Consider the following 26,855-nt stretch of genomic DNA (forward strand, 5'->3'; position numbering starts at 1 on the left):
GTGTGCCCTGGACAAGGTGAAGGACCCGTTCCGGGGGCGGGGGATACGCGCCGCCCCGCGGACCTGCGCGTCCCGGGACAGCGACCCGACGGTTCCGCCCCGGACGGCGGCGAACCGATTCCGCTGTCGGCGGCGCAGCGGGCCACGTGGTTCGCTCAGCAACTGGAACCGCGGGTTCCGATCTTCATCGCCCAGTACGTCGAGTTCCGCGGTGCACTGGACATGGATCTGTTGCGGCAGGAGACGGTGGAGGCGGCCCGCGAATTCGAATCGCCGTTCCTCAAGGTCTACGACGTCGACGGCCGCCCGCTGCAGTACGTGGACCACCGGACGGACACGTCGATCGCGTACGTCGACTTCCGCGCCGAACAGGATCCGGTGGCGGCGGCGCACGAATGGATGGAGCGTGACTACGTCACGCCGATCGACCTGAGCGCAGACCGGCTGGTGGAGACATCGATCCTGCAGACCGGGGATACGCACTTCCTGTGGTACAGCAGGATTCACCACGTCGCCCTCGACGGCTACGGTGCGATGACGATGCTGCGCCGCATCGCGCACCGGTACTCCGCGAAAGTCGGGGGCCGCGAACCGGATCCGAACAGGGCGGTCGGCCTGCGGCAGTTGTACGACATCGACAGCCGGTACCGCGCCTCGGACCGTTTCCTGACCGACCGCGAGTACTGGGCGGAGCGGGTCGCCGGGGTCGAGGGCACCACCCTGGCGCGGACGGCGGGGCACGTGTCCGCCGCGAGCACGGTCGAGAGTGCCGTCCTCTCCGACGACGTCGTGGCCGTCCTCGATTCCCGCGACAGCCCGTCGGCGGCGACCATCATCGCGGCCGCGGCGTGCTACCTGGCGCGGCGCACCGGCAGAACCGATGTGCTGGTGACCATCCCGGTGTCGGCGCGCACGACGGCGGTGCTGCGCAATTCCGGCGGCATGCTCGTCAACGTCGCCCCGATGCCCGTCCGTGTCCGGGCCGAGGACACCGTCGCCGACCTGGTCGCGCAGGTCCAGCGTGAACTCGTCGCGGCACTGCGGCACCAGCGGTGCAGCCTCGACGACATCCGACGTGACGCCGGCGACACCGCGTCGACGGAGTTGTACGGGCCGATGGTGAACGTCATGTTGTTCCGCCAGGAGGTGGCGCTGGGTCCGCTGGTGGGCGACTTCCACATCGTCACCTCGGGTCCGGTGGAGGACCTGCTGATCAACGTGTACCAGAGCGGCACACCCACGAGGATCTTCGTCGACTTCCGTGCGAATCCCAGCCGCTACGAGCGCGGCGAACTGCGGGAACACCATCGGCAGTGCGTCGAACTGCTCGCGGAACTGGCCACCGCGGACCCGGCGACCCTCGTGGGCGACATCCACGAGGAAAGCGCCCGCATCGGGGAACGGTTGCTGGGCGAGGCCCGGGAAGTCGAGTACTGGCGCCGGCGACTGGACGGGTTGCCCGACCTCCTGCCGTTGCCCACCGACCGGCGGCGGCCCGCCAGTCTGTCGCCGGAGAGCGACCGGGTCACCGTCGTGGTGCCTGCGAAGTTGCACCGCCGGGTGGCCGCGCTGGCCGAAGGCGCAGGCACCGCAGGCAGCACGGTGTTCCTCACCGCGCTGTCGATCCTGCTCGGCCGGGTCACCGGAAGCAGCGACATCGCCGTCGGGACGGCAGTGGACGTGGGTGACCGTACGGACACCGTGGTGGTGCGTTCGCGGTACGCGGGCGAGGTGCCGTGCCGCGACTACCTGGCCCACGTCCGGGACATCGCCGCGGACGCGGTGTCGCACACCGGGGTTCCGTTCGACCGTCTGGTGCGCGAGCTCGGCGTGTCGGTGTCGGAGGCGTACGCACCGATCGTCCAGGTGCTGCTCGACACCCGGCCCCCCGGCTCCCCGGAAGCGGAGTTCCCCGGCCTCGACCTGTGCGTGTCCGTGACGGAAGCGGTCGGCGAGTCGGGGGGACCGGCCGGGGCCACCGTCGAATTCGGTTTCGCCGCAGACCTGTTCGACGCCCGCACGGTTCGGGTGGCGGCCGAACGGTACCTGCGCATCCTCGATGCGATGACGGCCGGTCCGGACGTTCCGGTCGGTGACATCGAGATCCTGTCCGTGGACGAACGTTCCGCGTTGACACCGGTCCGCGGCCTGCCTGCCCGGTCCGAGCGCACCCTGCCCCGCCTCTTCGCCGATGCCGCGGCACTCGATCCGGCGGCGACCGCCCTGACCCGGCAGGGTGAAGAATTGTCGTACCGCGAGCTGGACCGGTGGTCGACGCAGGTCGCGCGGATCTTGATCGACCGCGGGGTGGGACCGGAATCGTTCGTCGCGCTGGCGCTCCCGCGTTCGTTCCGGTCGGTGGCGTCCGTGTGGGCCGTCGCGAAGACCGGGGCGGCTTTTGTTCCGGTGGACCCGAACTACCCGGCCGATCGGATCGAATACATGCTCGCCGATTCGGGTGTGGTGCTGGGCCTGACGGAGGAGTCGGCGCGCGGCCGCCTGCACGACTCGATTCCGTGGTGTGTGCTGGACGATCCGGACTTCCGGGCCGACTGCGCCGCCCGCTCCGGCCGTCCGCTGACCGACTCGGACCGCATTCGGCCCCTGCACCTCGACAATGCCGCGTACCTGATCTACACGTCCGGTTCGACGGGACAGCCGAAGGGCGTCACCGTCACCCACCGCGGCCTGGACAACTTCGCTACCGACCAGCAGGAGAGGTTCGGCGCCACGAGATCGTCTCGGACGCTGCACTTCTCGACCCCGAGCTTCGACGCGTCCGTGTTCGAGTATCTGCAGGCGTTCGGGGTGGGCGCCACGATGGTGCTGGTGCCGCCATCCGCGTACGGCGGCTCGGAGCTGGCCGACGTGCTGAGGTCGGAACGCGTCACGCACGGCTTCATCACCACCGCGGCGCTGGTCACGATCCCGCCGGATTCGCTGGGCGATTTCCTCGACGTGGTCGTGGGCGGTGAGGCCTGCCCGCCCGAACTGGTGGCCCGGTGGGCGCCGGACCGTCGGCTGCACAACGCCTACGGCCCGACCGAAACGACCATCATGGCGAACATCAGCGCGCCGATGACCCCCGGCGACCCCATCACGCTGGGTGGGCCGCTCCGGGGCACCGAGGAAGTGGTGCTCGACGCCCGGCTCCATCCGGTACCCGTCGGGGTGCCGGGTGAGCTGTACATCGCCGGTGCCGGTGTGGCGCGGGGCTATCACCGCCGCCCGGGTCTCACCGCGGCGCGGTTCGTCGCCGACCCGTACGGCCGGGGCCGGATGTACCGCACCGGCGACGTGGTGCGGTGGCGGCCCGACCACACGCTCGAGTACTTGCGGCGCAGCGACTTCCAGGTGAAGGTCCGCGGTTTCCGCATCGAGCTCGGCGAGATCGACGCGATGCTGCAGACGCATCCGGACGTGCGACTGGCCGTCACCATCGGCAGGCCGGGCCCGTCCGGGGACACGGTTCTGGTCTCGTACGTCGTCCCCGCCGCGGGCAGGCCGATCGAGACGTCGGAACTGCTGCGTCAGGTGCGGAACCGGTTGCCGGCGTACATGGTTCCCTCGGTGGTCGTGGTGCTGGACGAGATCCCGCTGAACCCGGTCGGGAAGCTGGACCGCGCGGCGCTGCCCGAACCGCGGTTCCTGTCCGCGGCGGCCGAGTTCAAGGCTCCTGCCGACCCGGTCGAGGAGGCGATCGCCGAGGTGTTCACCGAGGTCCTCGGCGTCGAGCGGATCAGTGTCGACGACAGCTTCTTCGACCTCGGCGGCAACTCTCTCGTCGCGACGCGGGTGATCGCCCGGGTCAACGCGGCCCTCGGTTCGGACGTGGGGGTGCGGGCGCTGTTCGAGGCGCCCACCGTCGAACTGCTGGCCGCGCACGTCCGCCGGGCGGGCACCGAACTCGTGGACCGGCCACCGCTGACCGTCGGGGAGCGGCCCGAGCGCATCCCGCTGTCGCTGGCGCAGCAGCGGATGTGGTTCCTCAACCAGTTCGACACGTCGTCGGTGGCGTACAACATCCCGATGGCCGTGCGGCTCATCGGTCCCCTCGACGCCGACACGCTGCGGGCCGCGGTCGGGGACGTGATCGAGCGGCACGAGTCGCTGCGCACGAGGTACCCCGCGTCGGAGGACGGGCCGTACCAGGTGGTCGTCGACACCGCCGACGTCGTTCCCGACCTCACCCCGCAGGTCGACGGCGACGAGTCGCTGCACGACCGCATCGCGACGCTCCTCACGGGCGGATTCGACGTGAGCGCGAAGGTCCCGCTGCGCGCGGCCCTGTTGTGGACCGGCCCGGACGAACACGTACTCGTGATCGTGGTGCACCACATCGCCGCCGACGGGGCGTCGCTCGCGCCGCTGGCCCGCGACCTGATCGTCGCCTATTCGGCGCGCCGGTCCGGGACCCTGCCGAGCTGGGAGCCGCTGCCCGTGCAGTACGCCGACTTCAGCGTGTGGCAGCGTCGCCTGCTCGGCAGTGCCGAGGACCCGGACAGCCTCATGTCCCGGCAATTGCAGTACTGGCGCGAAGTGCTGGCCGAACTCCCGGAGGTCAGCGCCCTCCCGCTCGACCGGAACCGGCCGGTCACCCGCTCACTCGCGGGGGCGACCGCGCAGTTCCCGATCGAGGCCGGCCTGCACCGGAAACTGCTCCTCCTCGCACGCGAGCACAACGCGACGCTGTTCATGGTGATGCACGCGGCGCTCGCCGTGCTGCTGTCGAGGATGACCGGATCGGGGGACGTCGCCATCGGCACCCCGATCGCGGGTCGCGGCGAGGCGGCGCTGGACGACCTGGTGGGAATGTTCGTCAACACGCTGGTGCTGCGGACTCCGGTGGGATCGGGCGACGTGTTCACCGACGTGCTGGCCAGGGCCCGCGACACGGACCTGGGCGCGTTCGGGCACACGGACGTTCCCTTCGAGAGCGTGGTGGACGAGCTGGCCCCCGGCCGGTCGACGTCCCACTCGCCGCTGTTCCAGGTGCTGCTCGAATTCCAGAACACGGTGCGCGCCCACCTCGAACTGCCGGGCCTGACCGTCGAAGCCGTCGACGTCGACCCGGGCGTGGCCAAATTCGACCTGCAGTTGGCGCTCGCCGAGCATCACGACGAAAACGGCGGCGCTGCAGGAATGTCCGCGGCCTTCCTGTATGCGACGGACGTGTTCGACCGGTCGTCGGTGGAGGGGTTCGGGGAACGCTTCGTCCGGGTGCTGCGGGCGGTGGTGGACGACCCGGCGGTGGTGGTGGGGGACATCCCGGTTCTCGGCGGCGCCGAGCGCGACCTGGTGCTGGACCGGTGGAACCGGGAGGGGGTCACCGCCGACGCGCAGACGGTGGTCGAGTTGTTCGCGCGGGTGGCCGCGGACACCCCGGACGCCATCGCGGTGGTGTGCGGCGACGAGTCGCTGACCTACGGCCGACTGGACGAGCAGGCGAACCGGTTGGCGCGGTTGCTGATCGCCGAGGGGGTGGGCACCGAGTCGCTGGTCGCGGTGATGGTGGATCGCACACCCGCCCTCGTGGTGACGCTGCTGGCGGTGCTCGCCGCCGGTGGCGGGTACGTGCCGGTCGACACGAGCTATCCCGCCGAGCGGGTGGCAGCGATGTTCGAGGACGCGCGACCCGTGTGCGCCGTGGTGAGCGCGGAATTCGCCGCGTCGGCCCCGGCCGGAATTCCGGTGGTGGTGATCGACGACCCGGCGACGGTCCGTGCGGTGGCGGAACTGCCCGGGTTACCGGTCACCGACTCGGACCGGCTGCGGCCCCTGTGGGCCGACGCCGTCGCGTACGTCATCTTCACGTCCGGATCGACCGGGCGCCCGAAGGGCGTCCAGGTGTCGCATCGGTGCGTCGTCGCGCTGCTCGCCAACACCCGGGACCTGTTCGGGTTCGACTCGTCCGACGTGTGGACGCTGTTCCACTCGTACGCCTTCGACTTCTCCGTCTGGGAACTGTGGGGTGCGCTCGTCCACGGCGGCCGGCTGGTGCTGGTCGACTACTTCACCGCACGATCGCCGGACACGTTCCTCGAACTGCTCCGCCGGGAACGGGTGACGGTGCTGAACCAGACGCCGACCGCGTTCTACCAGCTGACGGAGGCGGATCGCGCGGCGAGCGCCGTCGAGGACGGCGATGCAACGCCCCTGTCGTTGCGGCACGTGATCTTCGGCGGCGAAGCCCTCGACGTCGGGCAACTGGAACGGTGGTACACCCGGCACGACGACCGCGCCCCCGTGCTGGTGAACATGTACGGCATCACCGAGACCACCGTGCACGTCAGCTTCCTCGCCCTCGACCGGGCGCTGGCGGCGTCCGTGCCCGGTTCCGTCATCGGCGGCGGACTCCCCGGACTGCGGGTCTACGTCCTCGACGGCCGGCTGCATCCGGTGCCGCCCGGGGTGGTGGGCGAGCTGTACGTGTCCGGCGACCAGGTGACCCGCGGCTACATCGGACGGCAGGGTCTGACCGCGACGCGGTTCGTCGCCGACCCGTTCGACCACCGCCGGGCCGGGGCGCGCATGTACCGATCGGGCGACGTCGTCAAATGGGGTGCGGGCGGGCGGCTCGAGTATGTGGGGCGCAGCGATTTCCAGGTGCAGCTGCGCGGATTCAGGGTGGAACTCGGCGAGGTGGAGGCGGCCCTCGCCGCGTGCGCCGGGGTGGCGCAGTCGGTGGTCGTGGTGCGCGGCGACGAGCGGGACGGCGACCGGCTGGTGGGTTACGTGGTCCCGGAGGCGGGCGCCGACGTCGACGCGGCCGCGGTTCTCGCCGCGGTCGGGGCGAGCGTGCCGTCGTACATGGTGCCTGCCGCGGTGGTGGTGATCGAGGCCCTGCCGCTCACCGTCAACGGCAAGCTCGACCGGAAATCGCTGCCGGACGCCGACTTCGGAACCGCGACGGTCGGATTCGTGGCCCCACGCAACCCGGTGGAGGAGATCGTCGCCGCCGTGTTCGCCGACCTCCTCGGCATCGTCCGGGTGGGCGCGAACGACAGCTTCTTCGCGCTCGGCGGGAATTCGCTGACCGCGACTCGGCTGGTCGCCCGCGTCAACGCGGCGGTCGGCGACCGCCTGGGCGTGCGGGACGTGTTCGACGCCCCGACCGTCGCCGGGCTCGCCGCCCGCGCCGAGGCCGGGGAATTACGGGCGGACTCCCGGCCGGCGCCGGCCCCGCGGGATCCGTCGCGGGAGGTCCCCGTCTCGCTGGCGCAGCAGCGGATGTGGTTCGCCAACCAGTTCGACACGGCCAGTGCGGCATACAACGTCGCGATCGCACTCCGCCTCACCGGCACGCTCGACGTGGCCGCGTTGCAGGCGGCCGTCGCCGACGTCGTCGAGCGCCACGAATCCCTCCGCACCGTCTTCCCGCTCACCGAGGCCGGCCCACGGCAGGTGATCCTGCCGCCGGAGACCGTCGCGCCCGATCTCACACCGCACACCGTCGCGCCGTCGGACGTCGACGGGGAACTCCACCGCCTGCTCTCCGCGGGATTCGACGTGACGACGGAAGCGCCGCTGCGGGCCCGGCTGTTCGCGGCCGGCGAGCACGAGCACGTGCTGGCCGTGGTGGTGCATCACATCGCGGCGGACGGCTTCTCGATGGTCCCGCTCGCCCGCGACGTCCTGTCTGCGTACACGGCCCGCGCCCGCGGCGTGGCACCCGACTGGACTCCACTGCCCGTCCAGTACGCCGATTACACACTCTGGCAACGGGACCGGCTCGGCGACGAAGACGACGAGGAGTCGCCGCTCGCCCGCCAGCTCCACTACTGGACGGCGGCGCTCGCCGACATCCCCGACGTGCTGGAACTGCCCACAGACCGGCCCCGCCCAGCCGCCCGCACCCTCGGCGCGGGCCGCGTCGAATTCGGGATCGGCCCGGATCTCCACCAGGGTGTCGTGCAGGCCGCGCGCAGGCACGGATCGACCGTGTTCATGGTGCTGCACGCCGCGCTGGCGGTGCTGTTGTCGCGGCTGAGCGCGTCGGACGACGTCGCCGTGGGCACACCGATCGCCGGCCGCGGCGAGGCCGAACTCGACGACCTGGTCGGGATGTTCGTGAACACCCTCGTGCTCCGCACCCACGTCGACGGCTCGAGCACGTTCACCGAACTGCTCGCGCAGGTCCGTGAGGCCGACCTCGGGGCGTTCACGCACGCGGACGTCCCGTTCGAACGCGTCGTGGAGAGTCTGCGTCCCTCCCGTTCGACGGAGTACTCACCGCTGTTCCAGGTCATGCTCGAATTCCAGAACACCGAGCGCCCCGAACTGGAGCTGCCCGGCCTCCACGTCGAACCCCTCGACCTCGAGTTCGACACGATCAACTTCGACCTCCAGCTGACCCTGCGGGAGAACGTCGACGCCGACGGTCGTCCCGCGGGGATCAGCGCGGCGCTGGGATACGCCACCGACATCTTCGACGAGGACACGGTGGCCGCGTTCGCCGAGCGGCTGGTCCGGATCCTCGCCGCCGTCACCGACTCGCCGGACGCCCCGGTCGGCGACGTCGACGTCCTCGGCGCCGGCGAGCGGGCCGCACTGACGCCGGTGAGCGGCGGACCCGGCGTGCCGGCGCGGACGCTGCCGCAGTTGCTGACGGCCGCCGCCGCCGTGGACCCGGATGCCGCGGCACTGGCCTTCGACGGACACCGGGTGTCCTACCGGGACCTCGACGAGCGGTCGGACCGGCTCGCCCGGCTCCTGATCGGGCGCGGCATCGGACCGGAACAGGTGGTGGCGCTGGCATTGCCGCGGTCCGTCGAATCCGTTCTCGCCGTCTGGTCCGTGGCCAAGACCGGGGCCGCGTTCCTGCCGGTCGACCCGAACCATCCGGCCGAGCGCATCGAGTACATGCTCGGCGATTCGGGCGCCGTCGCCGGTCTCACCACGGCCGCGGTGCGGTCCGCCCTGCCCGCGTCGATCCCGTGGCTGGATCTCGGTGACCCCGGAACCGACGCCGAGCTGTCGTTGTTCCCGGCGACGGCGGTGACCGACACCGACCGCTCGTCCGCATTGCACGTCGACCACCCCGCGTACGTGATCTACACATCGGGGTCGACCGGCACACCGAAGGGTGTGGTGACCACCCACCGTGGGCTGGCGAATTTCGCTGCGACGGAGCAGGACACGTTCGGGACCGCCGCGGGGTCCCGGACCCTGCACTTCGCGTCGCCGAGCTTCGACGCCTCGGTGCTCGAACTGATGCTGGCGGCCGGGCCCGGCGCGACGATGGTGATCGCATCCCCGTCGGTTTACGGCGGCGACGACCTGGCGGACCTGCTGCGGCGCGAGCGGGTCACGCACTGCTTCGTCACGCCTGCGGCGCTCGCCTCGGTCGATCCCGCCGGTCTCGAGAGCGTGCGGTGCGTGGTGACCGGCGGCGAGGCCTGCCCGCCGGAACTGGTGGCACGCTGGGCGCCGGGCCGGACCATGTTCGACGCGTACGGTCCGACCGAGGCGACGGTCGTCTCGAGTATCAGCGCCCCGCTGGCGCCGGGCGAACCGGTCACGATCGGCGCGCCGACGCTCGGGTTCACCGAGACCGTCCTCGATCAGCGGTTGCACCCGGTACCGGCAGATGTGGCCGGGGAGCTGTACCTCGCGGGCCCGGCCCTCGCGCGCGGCTATCACGGCCGGCGCGCCCTCACCGCGGAACGCTTCGTGGCCAACCCGTTCGGGCCGCCGGGCAGCCGGATGTACCGGACCGGCGACCTCGTGCGCTGGACGGCGGACGGGCAACTCGATTACCTCGGGCGCACCGACTTCCAGGTGAAGATCCGCGGATTCCGCATCGAACTCGGCGAGGTGGAGTCGGCGCTGCTCGCCCACGAGAACGTGGCGGCGGCAGTCGCCGACGTGCGCCGGGACGGTCACTCCGGCCGGCGGCTGATCGGGTACGTCGTCCCCGAACCCGGCGCAGCCGTCGATCCGGGCGAAGTCCTCCAGTTCGCGGGCACGCGGCTCGCGTCGTACATGGTGCCCGCCGCCGTTCTGGTGATCGCGGCGCTCCCGGTGACGGTGCACGGCAAGATCGACCGGAAGGCGCTGCCGGAACCGGACTTCGGTGTCACCGTCACCGACAGCCGGCCGCCGCGCACCGAGACGGAGGCGCAGCTCGCCGGCCTGTTCCGGGACGTGCTCGGACTCGCCTCGGTGGGCGTCGACGACTCGTTCTTCGCGCTGGGCGGCGACAGCATCATGTCGATCCAGCTGGTGGCCCGCGCGAAAGCCGCGGGTCTGATCGTCTCCCCGCGGGACGTGTTCGAGCGCCGGACCGTCGCCGGCCTCGCCGAAGTGGCCCACCACGAACGCGCCGATGCCGTGGTGCTGGAGGAACTGCCCGGCGGCGCAGTCGGCCCGGTGCCGTTGACCCCCGTCGTCGCGTGGATGCTCGACCGCAGCGGCGGCAGGCTGGAGCGGTTCTCCCAGTCGGTGCCGGTCACCGCACCCCGCGGCCTCACCCGCGAGGATCTCGCCGCCGCCGTCGACGCCGTGCTGGACCGCCACGACATGCTCCGCGCGCGACTGGCCGCCGACGACGCGGGGCGGTGGGCGATGACGGTGCTGCCGACCGGATCGGTGCGGGCCGACGCGCTGATCCACCGCGTGCCCGTGACGTCGTTCGACACCGGCGACTTCGCCGCGGTCGCGAGAGCGGAACTGCACGCGGCGGCCGACCGCCTGGACCCGGCCGTGGCCAGCATGGTGCAGGTGCTCTGGTTCGACGGCCCGGACGGCCAGGGGCGTCTGCTGCTGGTCGCGCATCATCTCGTCGTCGACGGCGTGTCCTGGCGGATCCTGATCGCGGATCTCGCGGCCGCCCACACCCGCGTCGCCGAGGGTCTGCCCGCCGCACTGCCCGCGGTCGGGACGTCGATGCGGCGATGGTCGCACGGACTCACCGAGGCCGCGCGGTCCCGGCACGCCGAAGGCGCACTGTGGCAGTCGATCCTGGACGGACCCGATCCGCTTCTCGGGTCCCGTCCGCTGGATCCGGCCGTCGACGTCGACGCCACGACGGGCCGCGTCGTCGTGGACGTGCCCACCGGCGTCACCGACGCGCTCCTCACCACCCTTCCCGCCGCGTTCCACGGCGCCGTCGGCGACGGCCTGCTCACCGCCCTCGCACTGGCGATGATCCGGTGGCGGCGCCGCCGCGGGGTCGACACGTCCGACGTGCTGATCAACCTCGAGGGCCACGGCCGCGAAGACCACGTCGTGCCCGGCGCCGACCTGTCCCGCACCGTCGGATGGTTCACTACCCTCTTCCCGGCACGACTCGACCTCACCGGCATCGACGTCGACGCCGCACTCGCCGCCGACGATGCCGCCGGGGCCGCGATCAACAGCGACGACGCGGCCGGGGCCGCGATCAAGGCCGTCAAGGAACAACTGCTCGCCATCCCCGATCACGGCATCGGGTACGGCATGCTGCGGTACCTGGACCCCGGCGACTCCGCGGGACTGCGCCGATTCCGGCCGCCGCAGCTGAGTTTCAACTACCTCGGCCGGGTGGCGACGAGCGCAGGCGACGTGCCCTGGTTGCCGGTCGCGGACAGCGGGGACCTCGGCGGGACGCAGAACCACGACATGCCTGCCGCCTGGGTCGTGGACGTCAACGCCGCGACCACGGTCCGGGACGGGGCGCCGGTGCTGACGGCGACGTGGTCGTACCCCACCGGTGTACTGGCAGCCGGGGATGTGGAAGAGCTTGCCGCACTGTGGGTGCGGGCGCTCACCGCACTCGCCGAGCATGCGGGCACCCCGGGCGCGGGCGGGCTGACCCCGTCGGACCTCGACCTGGTGTCCGTCGGGCAGGCCGACATCGACCGGCTGGAGCGCACGTACCCGGACCTCGCCGACATCTGGCCACTGTCCCCGCTGCAGGCGGGTCTGCTGTTCCACGCGCAACTGTCCGAGCATCGCCTCGACGCCTATCAGGTGCAGTTGGTCCTCGACCTGCGCGGCACCGTCGACCCGGCGAGGCTGCGCCGCGCCGCGCAGGGTCTGCTGGACCGGCACGCGAATCTCCGGGTGGCGTTCGCCGACACCGGCAACGGTCCGGTGCAGGTGGTACTCGATTCGGCGATCGCGCCGTGGACCGACGTCGATGTCTCAGACCTCGACGACACCGCGTTCCTGGCCGCCGACCGCGCCGTCCCGTTCGAGATGTCCGAGGCGCCGCTGCTCCGATTCACGTTGCTGCGCACCGCACCCGACCGGCACCGGCTGGTCCTCACCCACCACCACATCCTCCTCGACGGCTGGTCGACGCCGCTGGTGATCAAGGACCTGCTCGTCCTGTACGCCACGGACGGCGACCCGACCGCCCTGCCCCGCGTCACGCCCTACCGCGACTACCTGCAGTGGATCGGCAGGCAGGACCACGAACGGTCCACGGCCGCCTGGGTGTCCGCCCTCGCCGGCGCGGACGAGCCGACGTTCGTGGCACCCGCGGCGCACGGCGAACAGTCCTTCGCCGAACCCGAGGACGTCCGCCTCGAGGTGGGCGAGGACAAGACCCGCGCGCTCGAGGCCCTCGCACGCGAGCGCGGACTGACGATGAACACCCTCGTCCAGGTGGCGTGGGGGCTGGTGCTGACCACGCTCGGAACCCGGGAGGACGTGACGTTCGGTGCCACCGTGTCCGGCCGCCCACCGGCGGTCCCGGGCATCGAGTCGATGGTCGGGCTGTTCATCAACACGGTGCCCGTCCGGCTGCGCCTGCGCAGGGAGGAGACGCTCGCCGAATTGCTGCAGCGCTTCCAACGCGAACAATCGGCCCTGCTCGATCACCACTACCTGGGACTCACCGAGATCCAGCGCGCCGTCGGGGAGGGCGCCGCGTTCGACACGCTCACCGTGTTCGAGTCGTATCCGGTGGACCGGATGGGGCTGTCGGAAGACACCGACATCGGCGGCATGCACGTCGCCGGGATCGAGGGGATCGACTCCACCCACTATCCGTTCACCCTGATGGCGCACGTCGACACGGCACTGCACCTGCGACTGCGGTACCAGCCGAACGTCTTCGGCAGCGAGTTCGCGGAGTCGGTGGCCGCCCGCGTCGCACGTGTCGTGCAGATCCTGCTGTCCGATATCGACACCCCGCTCGCGCACCTGACGCTGCTGTCGGAGGCCGAACTCGAGGAGTACACCGCGGTGTGCGGCGCCCCCGCCGGGCCGCCGAGGACGCTGCCCGAGCTCCTCACGGCCTCTGCCGGGAACCGGCCGGACGCGTCCGCGTTCGTGTTCGACGGACAGGGGACGAGCTACCGGGAACTCGACGAGCGGTCGAGCGCGCTGGCCCGCGTGCTGATCGAACGGGGTGCCGGGCCGGAGACGTTCGTGGCGCTCGGGCTGCCCCGATCACCGGAATCGGTGCCCGCGGTGTGGGCGGTCGCCAAGACCGGAGCCGCGTTCGTGCCCGTCGACCCGACCTATCCCGCCGACCGCATCGAGAACATGCTGGCCGATTCCGGTGCGGCACTCGGGGTGACGACGTCGGCGCACCGGCACCGCCTGCCCGATACCGTGCCGTGGCTGGTGCTGGACGATCCGGACTTCGAGCGCACGTGGTCCGCCGCCTCCCCGGCCCGCGTCACCGACCTGGACCGCCGGTCGGTGCTCGACGTCGACCACGCCGCCTACGCGATCTACACGTCCGGGTCCACCGGCAGGCCGAAAGGTGTCGTGGTCACCCACCGCGGTCTGGCGAACCTGCTCACCGAGCAGAGCGAGCACTACACCGTGTCGCCGGATTCCCGATGCCTGCACATCTGTTCACCCAGTTTCGACGTGGCGATCCTCGAACTCGTCCAGTCGTGCGCGGCGGGGGCGACACTGGTGATCGCGCCCCCCGACGTCTACGGCGGCGCGGCACTCGCGGACCTGCTGCGCCGCGAACGGGTCACCCACGCCTGCATCACCCCGGCCGTGCTGGCCACCGTGGAGCGCGACGGCATCGAGCACCTCGAGGCGCTCGTCGTGGCCGGCGACGCCGTCGGCGACGAACTGGTGGCCGCGTGGGGCGCGGACCGGGCGATGTTCAACGGTTACGGCCCCACCGAGGCCACCGTCCTCACCACCTTCAGCACGCCGATGACACCGGGAGAACCGGTCACGATCGGGAGCCCCGTCCGCGGCATCGCACTGTCCGTCCTCGACGCCCGGTTGCAGCCCGTCCCGGCCGGGGTGCCCGGCGAGTTGTACATCGCGGGAACGGCTCTGGCCCGCGGATACCACCGGCGCCCGGCGCTCACCGCGGAACGGTTCGTCGCCAATCCCTACGGCCGTGGCCGGATGTACCGCACGGGCGACGTCGTGCGGTGGCGTCGCGACCACACCCTCGAGTACCTCGGGCGCAGCGACTTCCAGGTGAAGATCCGCGGCCAGCGTGTGGAACTGGGGGAGATCGATTCCGTGCTCACCACCCACCCGCACCTCGACTTCGCCGCGACCCTCGGCAGGCCGGGACCGCTGGGCGACACGGCGCTCGTGTCGTACGTCCTGCCGCACGACGGCGAGGAAGTGGCGGCGCCGGACGTGCTCGCGTTCGCGGGCCGCATCCTGCCCAAGTACATGGTGCCCGCGGCCGTGGTGGTTCTCGACGAGATCCCGCTGACCCCGGTCGGCAAACTGGACCGGAAGGCGCTGCCGGCACCGGAATTCGTGACGGCGACCCTCGGGTACCGGGCGCCCACCACTCCGGTCGAGGAGGCCGTCGCGGACGTGTTCGCCGAGGTGCTCGGCGCCCCGCGCGTCGGTGCGGACGACAGCTTCTTCGACCTCGGCGGCGACTCGCTCAGCGCCACCCGGGCGGTCGCGCGCATCAACTCCGCCCTCGACGCCGGGATCGGGGTGGCCGCACTGTTCGACGCGCCCGTGGTCGCCGACCTGGCGGTCCGGATCGATTCGGCCGCGTCGGCGAGGACGCCGTCGGTGGCGCTTGCCGCCGGGCCGCGCCCCGACCGGATACCGCTGTCGCTGGCGCAGCAGCGGATGTGCTTCGTCAACCAGTTCGACACGTCCTCGCCCGCCTACAACATCCCGATCGCCCTGCGGCTGACCGGCGCCCTCGACCGCGCCGCCCTGCACGCGGCGGTCGGCGACGTCGTGGAGCGGCAGGAATCGCTGCGCACCGTGTTCCCCGGGTCGGTCGACGGACCGCACCAGGTGATCGTCGATCCCGGGCCGGCAACCCCCGGCCTCGACCCGGTGCCCGTGTCCGGTGACCGTGCACTGCGGGACGCCGTCGCGGCACTGATCGGCGCGGGTTTCGACGTGAGCGACGAGATCCCGTTCCGCGCAACGCTCTTCGCACTGGAACCCGAACAGCACGTCCTCGCCATCGTCGTGCACCACATCGCCGCCGACGGATTCTCGATGATGCCGCTGGCCCGCGACGTCATGCTCGCCTACACCGCCCGAACCGTGGGGGAGACGCCCGGGTGGACCCCGCTGCCGGTACAGTACGCCGACTACAGCGTGTGGCAGCGGGACGTTCTCGGCGCGGTGGACGATCCCGACTCGGTGATGTCCAGGCAGCTGGGCTACTGGACGGACACGCTGTCCGGTGCACCCGAGGTGCTGCAGATCCCGGTCGACCGGCCGCGCCCCGCCCAGCGGTCGTACCGCGGAGACGTCGTCGAGTTCGACGTGCCCGCCCGGCTGCACCGGGCGCTGAACGCGATCGCGGCCCAGCACAATTCGACGCTGTTCATGGCCGTGCACGCGGCGTTCGCCGTGCTGCTGTCGCGGTTGTCGGGCACCGGCGACGTCACGATGGGAACGCCGGTCGCCGGCCGCGGGCAGGCGGTACTCGACGACGTCGTCGGCATGTTCGTCAACACCCTCGTCCTGCGGACGGTGGTGGACCCGCGGGCGTCGTTCGGTGAGGTCCTGACCGCGGTCCGGGCCGCGGATCTCGGCGCGTTCGAGCACGCGGACATCCCGTTCGAGCGGCTCGTCGACCATCTCGCCCCCGAACGGTCCACGTCGCACACCCCGCTGTTCCAGGTGCTCATCGAATTCCGGAACGCGGAGGGCACCCACCTCGAGTTGCCGGGACTCACCGTCGACTCGCTCGACGTGGACCTGCGTGTTGCGAAGTTCGACCTGGAACTGAGCGTCGCCGAACAGGTCGACGAGGACGGCGCACCCGCCGGACTCGCCGCCGGGCTGCGGTTCGCGACGGACGTGCTCGACCGCGACACGGTCACCCGGTTCGGGGAACGGTTCCTGCGGGTGCTCGAATCGATCGCCGCGGGCGGGGCGATCCCTGTGGGGGACATCGACATCCTGGACCCGGCGGAGCGGGAGTCGGTGCTGCCCGCGTTCGCCGAACCGGTCGGGGCGCACGCGACGCTGGTGGAACTCTTCGAGCGGGCCGCCGTGCGGTCCCGCGGAGCGACGGCCGTCGTCTGCGAAGGCGCGTCGCTCACGTACGACGAGCTGGACACCCGGGCGAATCAACTGGCGCGGTTGCTGATCGCGCGCGGTGCGGGCCCGGAGACCCTGGTGGCCGTCGCCGCCGCGCGGTCGGTGGACCTGGTGGTGGCGCTGCTCGCGGTGGTGAAATCGGGGGCCGGGTACGTGCCCGTCGACGTCACGTATCCGGCGGAGCGTCTCGCGTACGTGTTCGCCGACGCCCGTCCGGTGTGTGTGCTGACCACCGTGGCCGAATCCCGCGCGGTCCGGGCGAGCGGCGTCCCGGCCGTGCTCGTCGACGGCGCGGAGACGGCGGCCGAACTGGGCCGCATGTCGCCGCTTCCGGTGACCGACGGTGACCGGAGCGGGCCCCTGCACCCGGACGCGGTGGCGTACGTCATCTACACCTCCGGCTCGACGGGACAGCCGAAAGGTGTTCAGGTGTCGCACCGCAACGTCGCCACCCTGTTCGCGCACACGCAACCGCTGTTCGGTTTCGACGCCGCCGACGTGTGGACGATGTTCCACTCGGCGGCGTTCGACTTCTCCGTCTGGGAACTGTGGGGTGCGCTGCTCCACGGCGGCAGGCTGGTGGTGGTCGACTACTTCACCACCCGCTCACCCGACGCGTTCCTGCGACTGCTCCGCGACGAGAACGTCACCGTGTTGAATCAGACCCCCACCGCCTTCTACCAACTCGCCGAGGCGGACCGGGTGGCCGGCGGCACCGCACCGGCCCTCCGCGTGGTGGTGTTCGGCGGCGAGGCCCTCGACCTGGGGCAGCTCACCCGCTGGTATACGCGGCACGGAGACACCGTCCCGGCGCTGGTGAACATGTACGGCATCACCGAAACGACCGTGCACGTCAGCCACCTGCCGCTGGACGAGGAACTCGCCGCGTCCGCGTCGGCGTCCGTGATCGGCCGGGCCCTGCCCGGATTGCGCGTGCACGTGCTCGACTCCCGCCTGCACCCGGTGCCGCCGGGCGTGGTCGGGGAACTCTACGTGTCCGGCGCGCAGGTGTCCCGCGGATACCTGGGCCGGTTCACGCTCACGTCGACTCGGTTCGTGGCCGACCCGTACACTCCCGGATCCCGGATGTACCGGTCCGGCGACCTCGGCCGGTGGAACAGAGACGGCCAACTGGACTATCTGGGCCGCAACGACTTCCAGGTTCAGGTCAAGGGGTTCCGCATCGAGCTCGGCGAGGTGGAATCGGCGCTCCTCGCCTGCGACGGGGTGGCGCAGTCGGTGGTGCTGGCGCGGAACGAGCGCCTGGTGGGCTACGTGGTGCCCGAGGCGGGCCGGGTGCTGGACCCCGCCGGGATCGTCGACACGGTCGGGGGCCGGCTGGCGGCGCACATGGTGCCCGCCGCCGTGGTGGTGCTCGACGCCCTGCCCCTCACCGTGAACGGCAAACTCGACCGCCGGGCGCTGCCCGAACCGGACTACGGGCGGCAGGTGTCGCTCGGCCGCGCACCGGCGACGGAGACGGAGCGGATCCTCGCCGGCCTGTTCGCCGAGGTACTCGGCCTCGACACGGTGGGCGTCGACGATTCGTTCTTCGCGGTCGGCGGCGACTCGATCATGTCGATCCAGCTGGTCACCCGGGCGAAAGCGTCCGGGGTGGTGATCACCCCGCGGGACGTGTTCGAACGCAAGACGGTTGCCGCGCTCGCGGAGGTCGCCACGTCGGGGGAGGAGACGATCACCCTCGACGAGTTGCCCGGCGGCGGCGTCGGCGAGTTCCCACTGACCCCGATCGTGCGCTGGATGCTGGGCCGGGACGGCGACTTCCGGCGGTACTCCCAGGCCGCGCTGTTCACGACCCCCGCCGAACTCGACGAGGACACGTTGACCGCGGCGATGCAGGCCGTCCTGGACCGGCACGACATGCTGCGCGCCCGCCTGTACCGCAGCGACCGGTCGGCGCCGCCCCACTGGACGATGGCGACCGCGCCGCCCGGGTGGGTGCGGGCGACCGACGTGGTGCGCACGGTGCCGCTCGGCGCCGCGGACTCGTTCACCGACGCCGCGTCCCGCGAATTGGACGCCGCCGCGGGCCGCCTCGACCCGGAGTCGGGCGTGATGGTGCAGGCGGTGTGGTTCGCGAGCACCGCGGAACCCGCGGCGGGGCGGTTGCTGATCGTCGCCCATCACGCGGTGGTCGACGGCGTGTCGTGGCGCATCCTCGTCCCCGATCTCGCCCTCGCCTGCGCCCGTGTGCTGTCCGGTGAGGCGCCCGCCCTGCCCGCCACCGGAACGTCGATGCGCACATGGGCGCACGCCCTCACCGACGTGGCGCAGGAACGTTCCCGCACAGCTGAACTCGGCCTGTGGCGGCGGATGCTCGACACCCCCGACCCGCCGCTGGGGGCGCGGCCGTTGACGCCTGCCGACGTCCAGACCTCCGACGTCGAGGTCCAGCTTCCCGTCGCCGTCACCGAGACCTTGCTGACGTCGCTCCCGCAGGCGTTCCACGGGAACGTGGTGGACGGGTTGCTGACGGCGCTGGCGCTGGCGCTCGTCCGGTGGCGCCGCGACCGCGGGATCGAGTCGTCCGCCGCACTCGTGAACCTCGAAGGTCACGGTCGTGAGGAACACGTGGTCCCCGGCGCCGATCTGGCGCGCACGGTCGGCTGGTTCACCACGATCTTCCCGGTGGGCCTCGACCTGGGCCGTGTGGACGTCGAGGACGCGTTCGCCGCGGGCCCGGCCGCCGGCGACACGGTCAAGGCGGTGAAGGAGCGGTTGCACTCGATCCCCGACCACGGCATCGGGTTCGGGCTCCTCCGGTACCTCGACGACGACACGGCCCGGGAACTGTCGGCGCAGGCGAGCCCGCAGGTGAGCTTCAACTACCTCGGCAGACTCGGCGCGGGCACCGCCCCCGGCGGCGACTGGATGCCCGTCTCCGACGCGGGACTCGCCGCCGCCGCGCACTCCGGGTTGCCCGCGGCCGCCGTCGTCGATGTGAACGCCAGGACCACCGACACCGCCGCCGGCCCGGTACTCACGGCGACGTGGTCGTTCCCCGTCGGGGTGATCGCGGCGGCGGACGTCGGCGAACTCGCGCGACTGTGGGTGGGGGCGCTGGAGGCCCTGTCCGAGCACACGAGGGCCGGTGGCGGCGGCTTCACCCCGTCCGACCTGAACCTCGTCCGACTCGGCCAGAGCGCGATCGACGACCTCGAACGCCGGTACCCGGCGATGACCGACGTCTTGCCGTTGTCGCCGTTGCAGGCCGGCATGCTGTTCCACGCCGAACTGGCCGACGAGTCGGTGGACGCCTATCTCGTCCAGCTGATTCTGGACCTCGCCGGCGACGTCGACGCGGCCCGGTTGCGCCGGGCCGCGGATGCGCTCCTCGACCGTCACCCGAACCTGCGCAGCGCGTTCTGCCACGACGCCGACGGCGGGGCCGTGCAGGTCGTCTCCGGCCGGGTCACCGTGCCCTGGCGGGAGATCGACCTGAGCGGGCTGGACGGGGACGCCGCGGAAACCGAAATCGAGCGACTGCTGGCGGCCGACCGGACCACCCCCTTCGGCATGGCCACCGCCCCGCTGATCCGGTTCCTGCTGGTGTGGACGGCGGGCGGCCGGTGCAGTCTGGTGTCGACGAACCACCACATCCTGCTCGACGGCTGGTCGATGCCGCTGATGATCCGGGAACTGCTCACGCTGTACGCCACGGACGCCGACCCCTCGCCGCTGCCCCGCGTGCGGGACTACCGCGACTACCTGGCGTGGATGAGCGGGCGCGACACGGGCCTGTCCGCGCGGGCCTGGGCGGACGCCCTGGAAGGGGTCGAGGAACCGACGCTGCTGATCCCCGCGGACCGGGCGCGGCAACTGTCGGCCGTGTCGCGGGAGTGGGTGTTCGACCTCGACGAGGACCGGACCGACCGGCTGCGCGAATCCGCGCGCACCCGCGGGCTCACGCTCAACAGCATCCTGCAGACGGCGTGGGGCATCGTGCTGGGAATGCTCACCGGACGCGACGACGTCGTGTTCGGTGCCACCGTGTCCGGCAGACCGCCGGAACTCGCCGGCATCGAGACGATGGTCGGGCTGTTCATCAACACCGTGCCGGTGCGGGTCACGCTGCGGCCCGACGAGACGCTCGGCGCGTTGCTGGAGCGGGTGCAGGCCGAGCAGGCGGCGATGCTCGACCACCACTACACCGGTCTCGCCGAGATCCGGGACGCCGCCGGCCCCGGCGCCGGGTTCGACACGCTCACCGTGTTCGAGTCGTACCCGGTGGACCGGGCCGGGCTGTCGGAAGACACCGACATCGCCGGGCTCCGTGTCACCGGCGTCGACGCCCGCGACGCCGCCCACTACCCGCTGAGCCTCGTCGCGTCCGCGGCGGCGAGCCTGCACCTGAAGTTCGAGTACATCCCCGACCTGTTCGCCCCCGGCGCGGTCGAGGACATCGCCGACCGGGTGGTGCGGGTGCTCGATGCCTGCGCCGGACCCGACGTGCCGCTGGCCCGGTTGTCGCTGCTCACCGAGCGGGAACAGATGGAACTGGTGCCGGTCCGCGGTGGCACGGCCGGGTCCGTCCGCACTCTCGCGCAGATCTTCACCGCGGCCGCCGCCGTCGACCCGGAAGCGGTCGCCCTGTCGTCCGGCGACATCGAGGTGTCGTACCGGGAGCTGGACGAGCGGTCGACCCGGCTCGCGCGTGCCCTGATCGGTCGCGGTGTCGGACCGGAAATATCGGTGGCCGTGGGTATTCCGCGTTCGATCGAGTCGGTGCTGTGCGTGTGGGCGGTGGCCAAGGCCGGGGCCGTGTTCGTGCCCGTCGACCCGAACTATCCCGACGAACGCATCGCGCACATGCTCACCGACTCGGAATGCGCTCTCGGGCTGACGACGTCCGAGCATCGCGCCCGGCTGCCCGGCAGCATGCGCTGGCTCGTCCTCGACGACCCCGCGTTCGACGCCGAGTGCGCGGCCGGCTCCGCGGTGCCTGTCGACGACGGCGACCGCACGGCACCGGTCACGCTCGACTCCGCCGCGTACGTCGTCTACACGTCGGGTTCCACCGGAATGCCGAAGGGCGTCACCGTGACGCACCGCGGCCTGGACAACTTCGCCCGTGACCAACTCGCCCGCCTCGGGGCGGACCGGAAGTCCCGGACGCTGCACTTCTCGACGCCGAGCTTCGACGGATCCGTGTTCGAATACCTGCAGGCGTTCGGCGCCGCGGCGACGATGGTGATCGCGCCGCCCACCGTGTTCGGCGGCGACGAACTCGCCCAGCTGATCCGCGACCGGCGGGTCACGCACAGTTTCGTCACCACCGCGGCGCTCGCATCCCTCGACCCCGCGGGGCTGGATCTGTTCGCCGACGTCGTGGTCGGCGGCGAGGCCTGCCCACCGGAACTCGTGTCCCGGTGGGCGCCGGGCCGCCGGTTGCACAACGGGTACGGGCCGACCGAGACCACGGTCATGTCCAACATCAGCGATCCTCTGACCCCGGGGGAGCGCATCACCATCGGCGGACCGATCCGCGGGGTCACGGAACTGGTGCTGAATTCGCGGTTGCAGCCGGTTCCGGCCGGGGTTCCGGGGGAGTTGTACCTCGCGGGCGCGGGACTGGCGCGCGGCTACCACCGCCGCCCCGGGCTCACCGCGACGCGGTTCGTGGCCGACCCGTGCCGTCCCGGCGAGCGGATGTACCGCACCGGCGACGTCGTGCGCTGGACCGCCGGGCGCACCATCGAATACCTGGGCCGCAGCGACTTCCAGGTGAAGGTCCGCGGGTTCCGCATCGAACTCGGCGAGATCGACACGACGCTCGCGGCGGTCCCCGGCGTCCGGTTCGCGGTCTCGGTCGCCTACCGCGGCCCGGCCGGCGACACGCTCCTCGCGTCCTATGTCGTGCCCGCTCCGGGGCACACCCTCGACACCGGCGACCTTTCCCGGGCTCTCGCGAGCAGGCTGCCCGCCCACATGGTTCCGTCGTCGATCACCGTGCTGGACGAGATCCCGCTGAACGCCGTCGGCAAGTTCGACCGAAAAGCCCTTCCCACCCCTGAATTCGACGTCGGCGCTGGGCAATACCGGGCACCGGCCGACCCGGTGCAGGAGACGGTGGCCGGCGTCTTCGCGGAGGTACTCGGACTGGACCGGGTCAGCGCGGACGCCGGATTCTTCGACCTCGGCGGCAACTCGCTGAGCGCCACCCGCGCGGTCGCCCGCCTGCGCGCCGCGCTCGGCACCGACATCGGCGTGCGGGCGTTGTTCGAAGCGCCCACGGCGGAGACGCTGGCCGCGCGCATCGAGCACGCGGGAGCGGGCCCGTCCGGCCGTCCCGCCCTGACCGCCGGGGACCGTCCCGACCGCATCCCGCTGTCCTACGCCCAGCAGCGCATGTGGTTCATCAACCAGTTCGACACGAGTTCGCCCGCCTACAACATCCCGATGGTCGTGCGGCTTACCGGCGACCTCGACGTGGATGCGCTGAGGCTGGCGGTCACGGACGTCGTGACCAGGCACGAGTCGCTGCGCACCCGGTTCCCGCTCCGCGACGGCGAACCGGTGCAGGAGATCCTCCCGCCGCCGGCGCCGATGCCCCCGCCGACCGAGGTCGCGGACGAGAGCCGGCTCCGGGAAGAGCTCACCCGGCTCGTGTCGGCCGGCTTCGACGTCGCCGCCGCCGTCCCGCTGCGCATCGCCCTGTTCACCCTCGACCGGACCGCATGGGTCCTCGCCGTGGTGGTGCACCACATCTCGGCCGACGGCTTCTCGATGGCGCCGCTGGTGCGGGATGTGATGGTGGCGTATGAATCCCGCGCCCACGGTCGCGCTCCCGCCTGGACACCGCTACCGGTCCAGTACGCCGACTACACCCTGTGGCAGCGCAGACTGCTGGGTTCCGAGGACGACCCCGGGTCGCTGATCTCGCGGCAACTGTCGTACTGGGAGTCCGCGCTCGACGGGCTGCCGGAACTCCTCGAACTGCCCACCGACCGCCGGCGTCCGGCGCAGCAGTCGTTCCACGGCGACCGGGTGGGCTTCACGATCGGCGCGGGGCTGCACGAGCGGATCCGGACGGCGGCCCGCGAGCACCGGTCCACCGAGTTCATGATCGTGCACGCCGCACTCGCCGTCCTGCTCGGGCGGCTCGGCGGCACGAGCGACGTGGCGATCGGCACCCCGATCGCCGGCCGCGGCGAGGCGGCGCTCGACGACCTCGTCGGCATGTTCGTCGGCACGCTGGCCCTGCGCACCACGATCGAGGCGGGGCAGCCGTTCCGCGACCTGCTCGCGCAGGTCCGCGACGCCGATCTCGGTGCCTTCGCACACGCCGACCTGCCCTTCGAACGGGTGGTGGACGCCGTCGGCCCGGTGCGCTCGACCGCCCACTCGCCGCTGTTCCAGGTGTCCCTCGAATTCCAGAACACCGACAATCCCGCGCTGCGGTTGCCCGGGTTGAGCGTCGAGGGACTCGATCCCGACCTCGCCGTCGTGAAGGTGGACCTCGAGGTGATCCTCGACGAGCGGTTCGACACCGACGGCGTCCCGGCGGGCATGACGGGTGCGATCGACTACGCGACCGACCTGTTCGACGCAGATACGGTGACGGGTTTCGCGGAACGGTTCGTGCGCATCCTCGACTCCGTCACCGCCGAACCCGGAATTCCGGTCGGCGACATCGAGATCCTCGGCACCGACGAGGTCGCGGCGCTCACCCCGGCGCGCGGAGCACCCGACGCGCCCAATGTCCTGCTGCCGGACCTGCTGACGGCCGCGGTCCGACTCGACCCGGACGCCGACGCGCTGTCGCACCGGGGCCGGGTGATCACGTACCGCGAACTCGACGAGACGTCGAACAGGCTGGCGCGCAGGCTGATCGAGGCCGGTGCGGGTCCGGGAACCACTGTCGCGCTGAGCCTGCCGAGGTCGATCGAATCGGTGCTGTCGGTGTGGGCCGTCGCCCGGGCGGGCGCCGCGTTCCTGCCCGTCGACCCCGGGTATCCGCCCGACCGGATCGAGCACATGCTCACCGACTCGGGTGCGGTGTCGGGCGTGACGGTCCGGGAACACCGAGATCGGCTGCCCGCCGCCGTGACCTGGATCGTGCTCGACGACGTCCGGGACGCCGACCGGATCAGGACGCAGTCGCCCGGCCCGGTCACCGACGCGGACCGGACCGCGCCGCTGCACGAATCGCATCCCGCGTACCTCATCTACACGTCCGGATCCACGGGCGTCCCCAAGGGTGTGGCCGTCACGCACCGCGGCCTGGCGAACCTCGCCGCGGAGGAGCGGGACCGCCTCGCCGTCACCCGGGGCTCGCGGGTACTGCACTTCGCGTCGCCGAGTTTCGACGCGTCCGTCTTCGAACTCGTCATGGCGTTCTGCGCGGGTGCGACGCTGGTGATCGCGCCCCCCACGATCTACGGCGGCACCGAACTGGCCGCGCTGCTGAGCGAAGAGCGGGTGTCCCACGGATTCGTCACCCCGACCGCACTGGCGTCGATGGACCCGCTGGGCTTCGAGTCGCTGCGGACGCTGGTCGTGGCCGGTGAGGCCTGCCCACCCGAACTCGTCGCCCGGTGGGCGCCGGGCCGCCGCATGTTCAACGCCTACGGGCCGACCGAGACGACGATCATGTCGAACATCAGCGACCCGCTGGTGCCGGGCGACCCGATCACACTCGGCGCACCCACCCGCGGCGTCGCGGAGGTGGTGCTCGATTCCCGGCTGCGCCCGGTGCCGGTCGGTGTGGTCGGTGAGCTGTACGTCTCGGGACGCGCCCTGGCCTCCGGGTATCACCGCCGGTCCGGGCTGACGGCGTCCCGTTTCGTGGCCGCCCCTTGGGGCGCCCCCGGCGACCGGATGTATCGCACGGGCGACGTGGTGCGGTGGCGCCGCGACGGCACCCTCGAATATGTCGGGCGCAGCGACTTCCAGGTGAAGATCCGCGGGTTCCGCATCGAGCCCGGCGAGATCGACGCCGCCCTCACCGCCCACCCCGACATCGGGTTCGCCGTCACGATCGGCCGGGACGGGCCGGCCGGGGAACCGCTCCTCGTCTCCTATGTCCGGCCGGTCGGCGGCGCGGACGTCGACACCGCGGAACTGTCCCGCCTCGTCGCCGAGCGGCTGCCGTCCCACATGGTGCCCGCCGCGATCGTCGTGCTCGACCGGATCCCGCTGACGCCGGTCGGCAAGCTGGATCGCGCCGCGCTGCCCGCCCCCGAGTTCCTGTCGGGCACCCGCTTCCGTCCGCCCGCCACCGACCTCGAGGCGGCGATCGTGGACGTGTTCGCCGAGGTGCTCGGTCTCGACCGGGTCGGGGCCGACGACAACTTCTTCGAGAGGAGCGGCAACTCCCTGCTGGCCACGAAGGCGGTCGCCGCCCTGCAGGAGCGACTCGGCCGGAAGATCCCGTTGCAATGGATGTTCCTCGACCCCACACCGTCCGGCCTCGCCCACAGGATCGCACTGCCGTCGGCGGAGGGCGCAGTGACGGAGGCGCTGGCGGTGGTGATTCCGCTGCGCACCGAGGGCACCGGACGACCGCTGTTCTGCGTTCACCCGGGCATCGGGCTGTCCTGGGGGTACGCGGGTCTCGTCCGGTATCTGCCCGCCGACCGCCGCGCGTACGGTCTGCAATTGCCCACGATCAGCGGGGACGGCGAGTACCGGTCGATCGAGCAACTCGCGCACCGGTACGTCGAGGAGATGAAGGCCATTCAGCCGGAGGGACCGTACGACCTGCTCGGCTGGTCGCTGGGCGGGGTCATCGCCCACGCGATGGCCGTCGAACTGCAGCGGGCAGGCGACGACGTCGCGACCCTCGCCGTCATGGACAGCTATCCCGACAACGGCGAGGACCCGCTGTTCGGGAAACTCGACATGCGGGATCTGCTCCGCGGGCTGGGCCTCGTCGTCGCCACCGACGGCGAACTCACGTACGAACGCGCCGCGCAACTGCTCAACGAATCGTGGGGCAGCGACTCCGGGCTACGCGGAGAACACCTCGAGCGGATCAACGCGGGATACGAGAACTCGCGCGAACTCGTCCATCGGTTCGAGCCGCAGGTCTACGACGGCGACCTGCTGATCTTCCCCGCGACCGGCGACGACGACGGCACCACCCGCGCCCGGTCGGTGGACGAGTGGCGACCGCTGGTGACCGGCAGGATCGCGGAGTATCCGGTGGACTGCGGTCACAACGACATGATCGAGCCGCAGTCCCTCGCCGTCATCGGGCCGGTGCTGTCGAGGTATCTGGGCGCCGATCCGACCCCGCGCCGCGACGACCGAATCGGCTGAATGCGGCCACGCCGCTGTGCAACGATGGGGTCTGTGCGCCCTGTGGACGGCGAGCGAACGACGTGGGGGACGGGGAAGAACTACCGCCTCCCGCATTCGCGAGTCAGGATCCGGACGCG

Annotated in this window: 1 protein-coding gene; it reads left to right on the forward strand. The window is 71.6% G+C overall.

Annotated elements, in window-relative coordinates; translation table 11 throughout:
- A complete protein-coding gene (locus tag ACFU5V_RS09590; RefSeq protein WP_378698690.1) occupies positions 1-26,736 on the forward strand; it encodes a non-ribosomal peptide synthase/polyketide synthase in 26,736 nt (8,911 codons plus the stop codon).
- Positions 26,737-26,855: the final 119 nt, after the last annotated feature.

The organism is Rhodococcus sp. NPDC057529 (assembly GCF_042802055.1).
Classification (GTDB): Bacteria; Actinomycetota; Actinomycetes; order Mycobacteriales; family Mycobacteriaceae; genus Rhodococcus_F.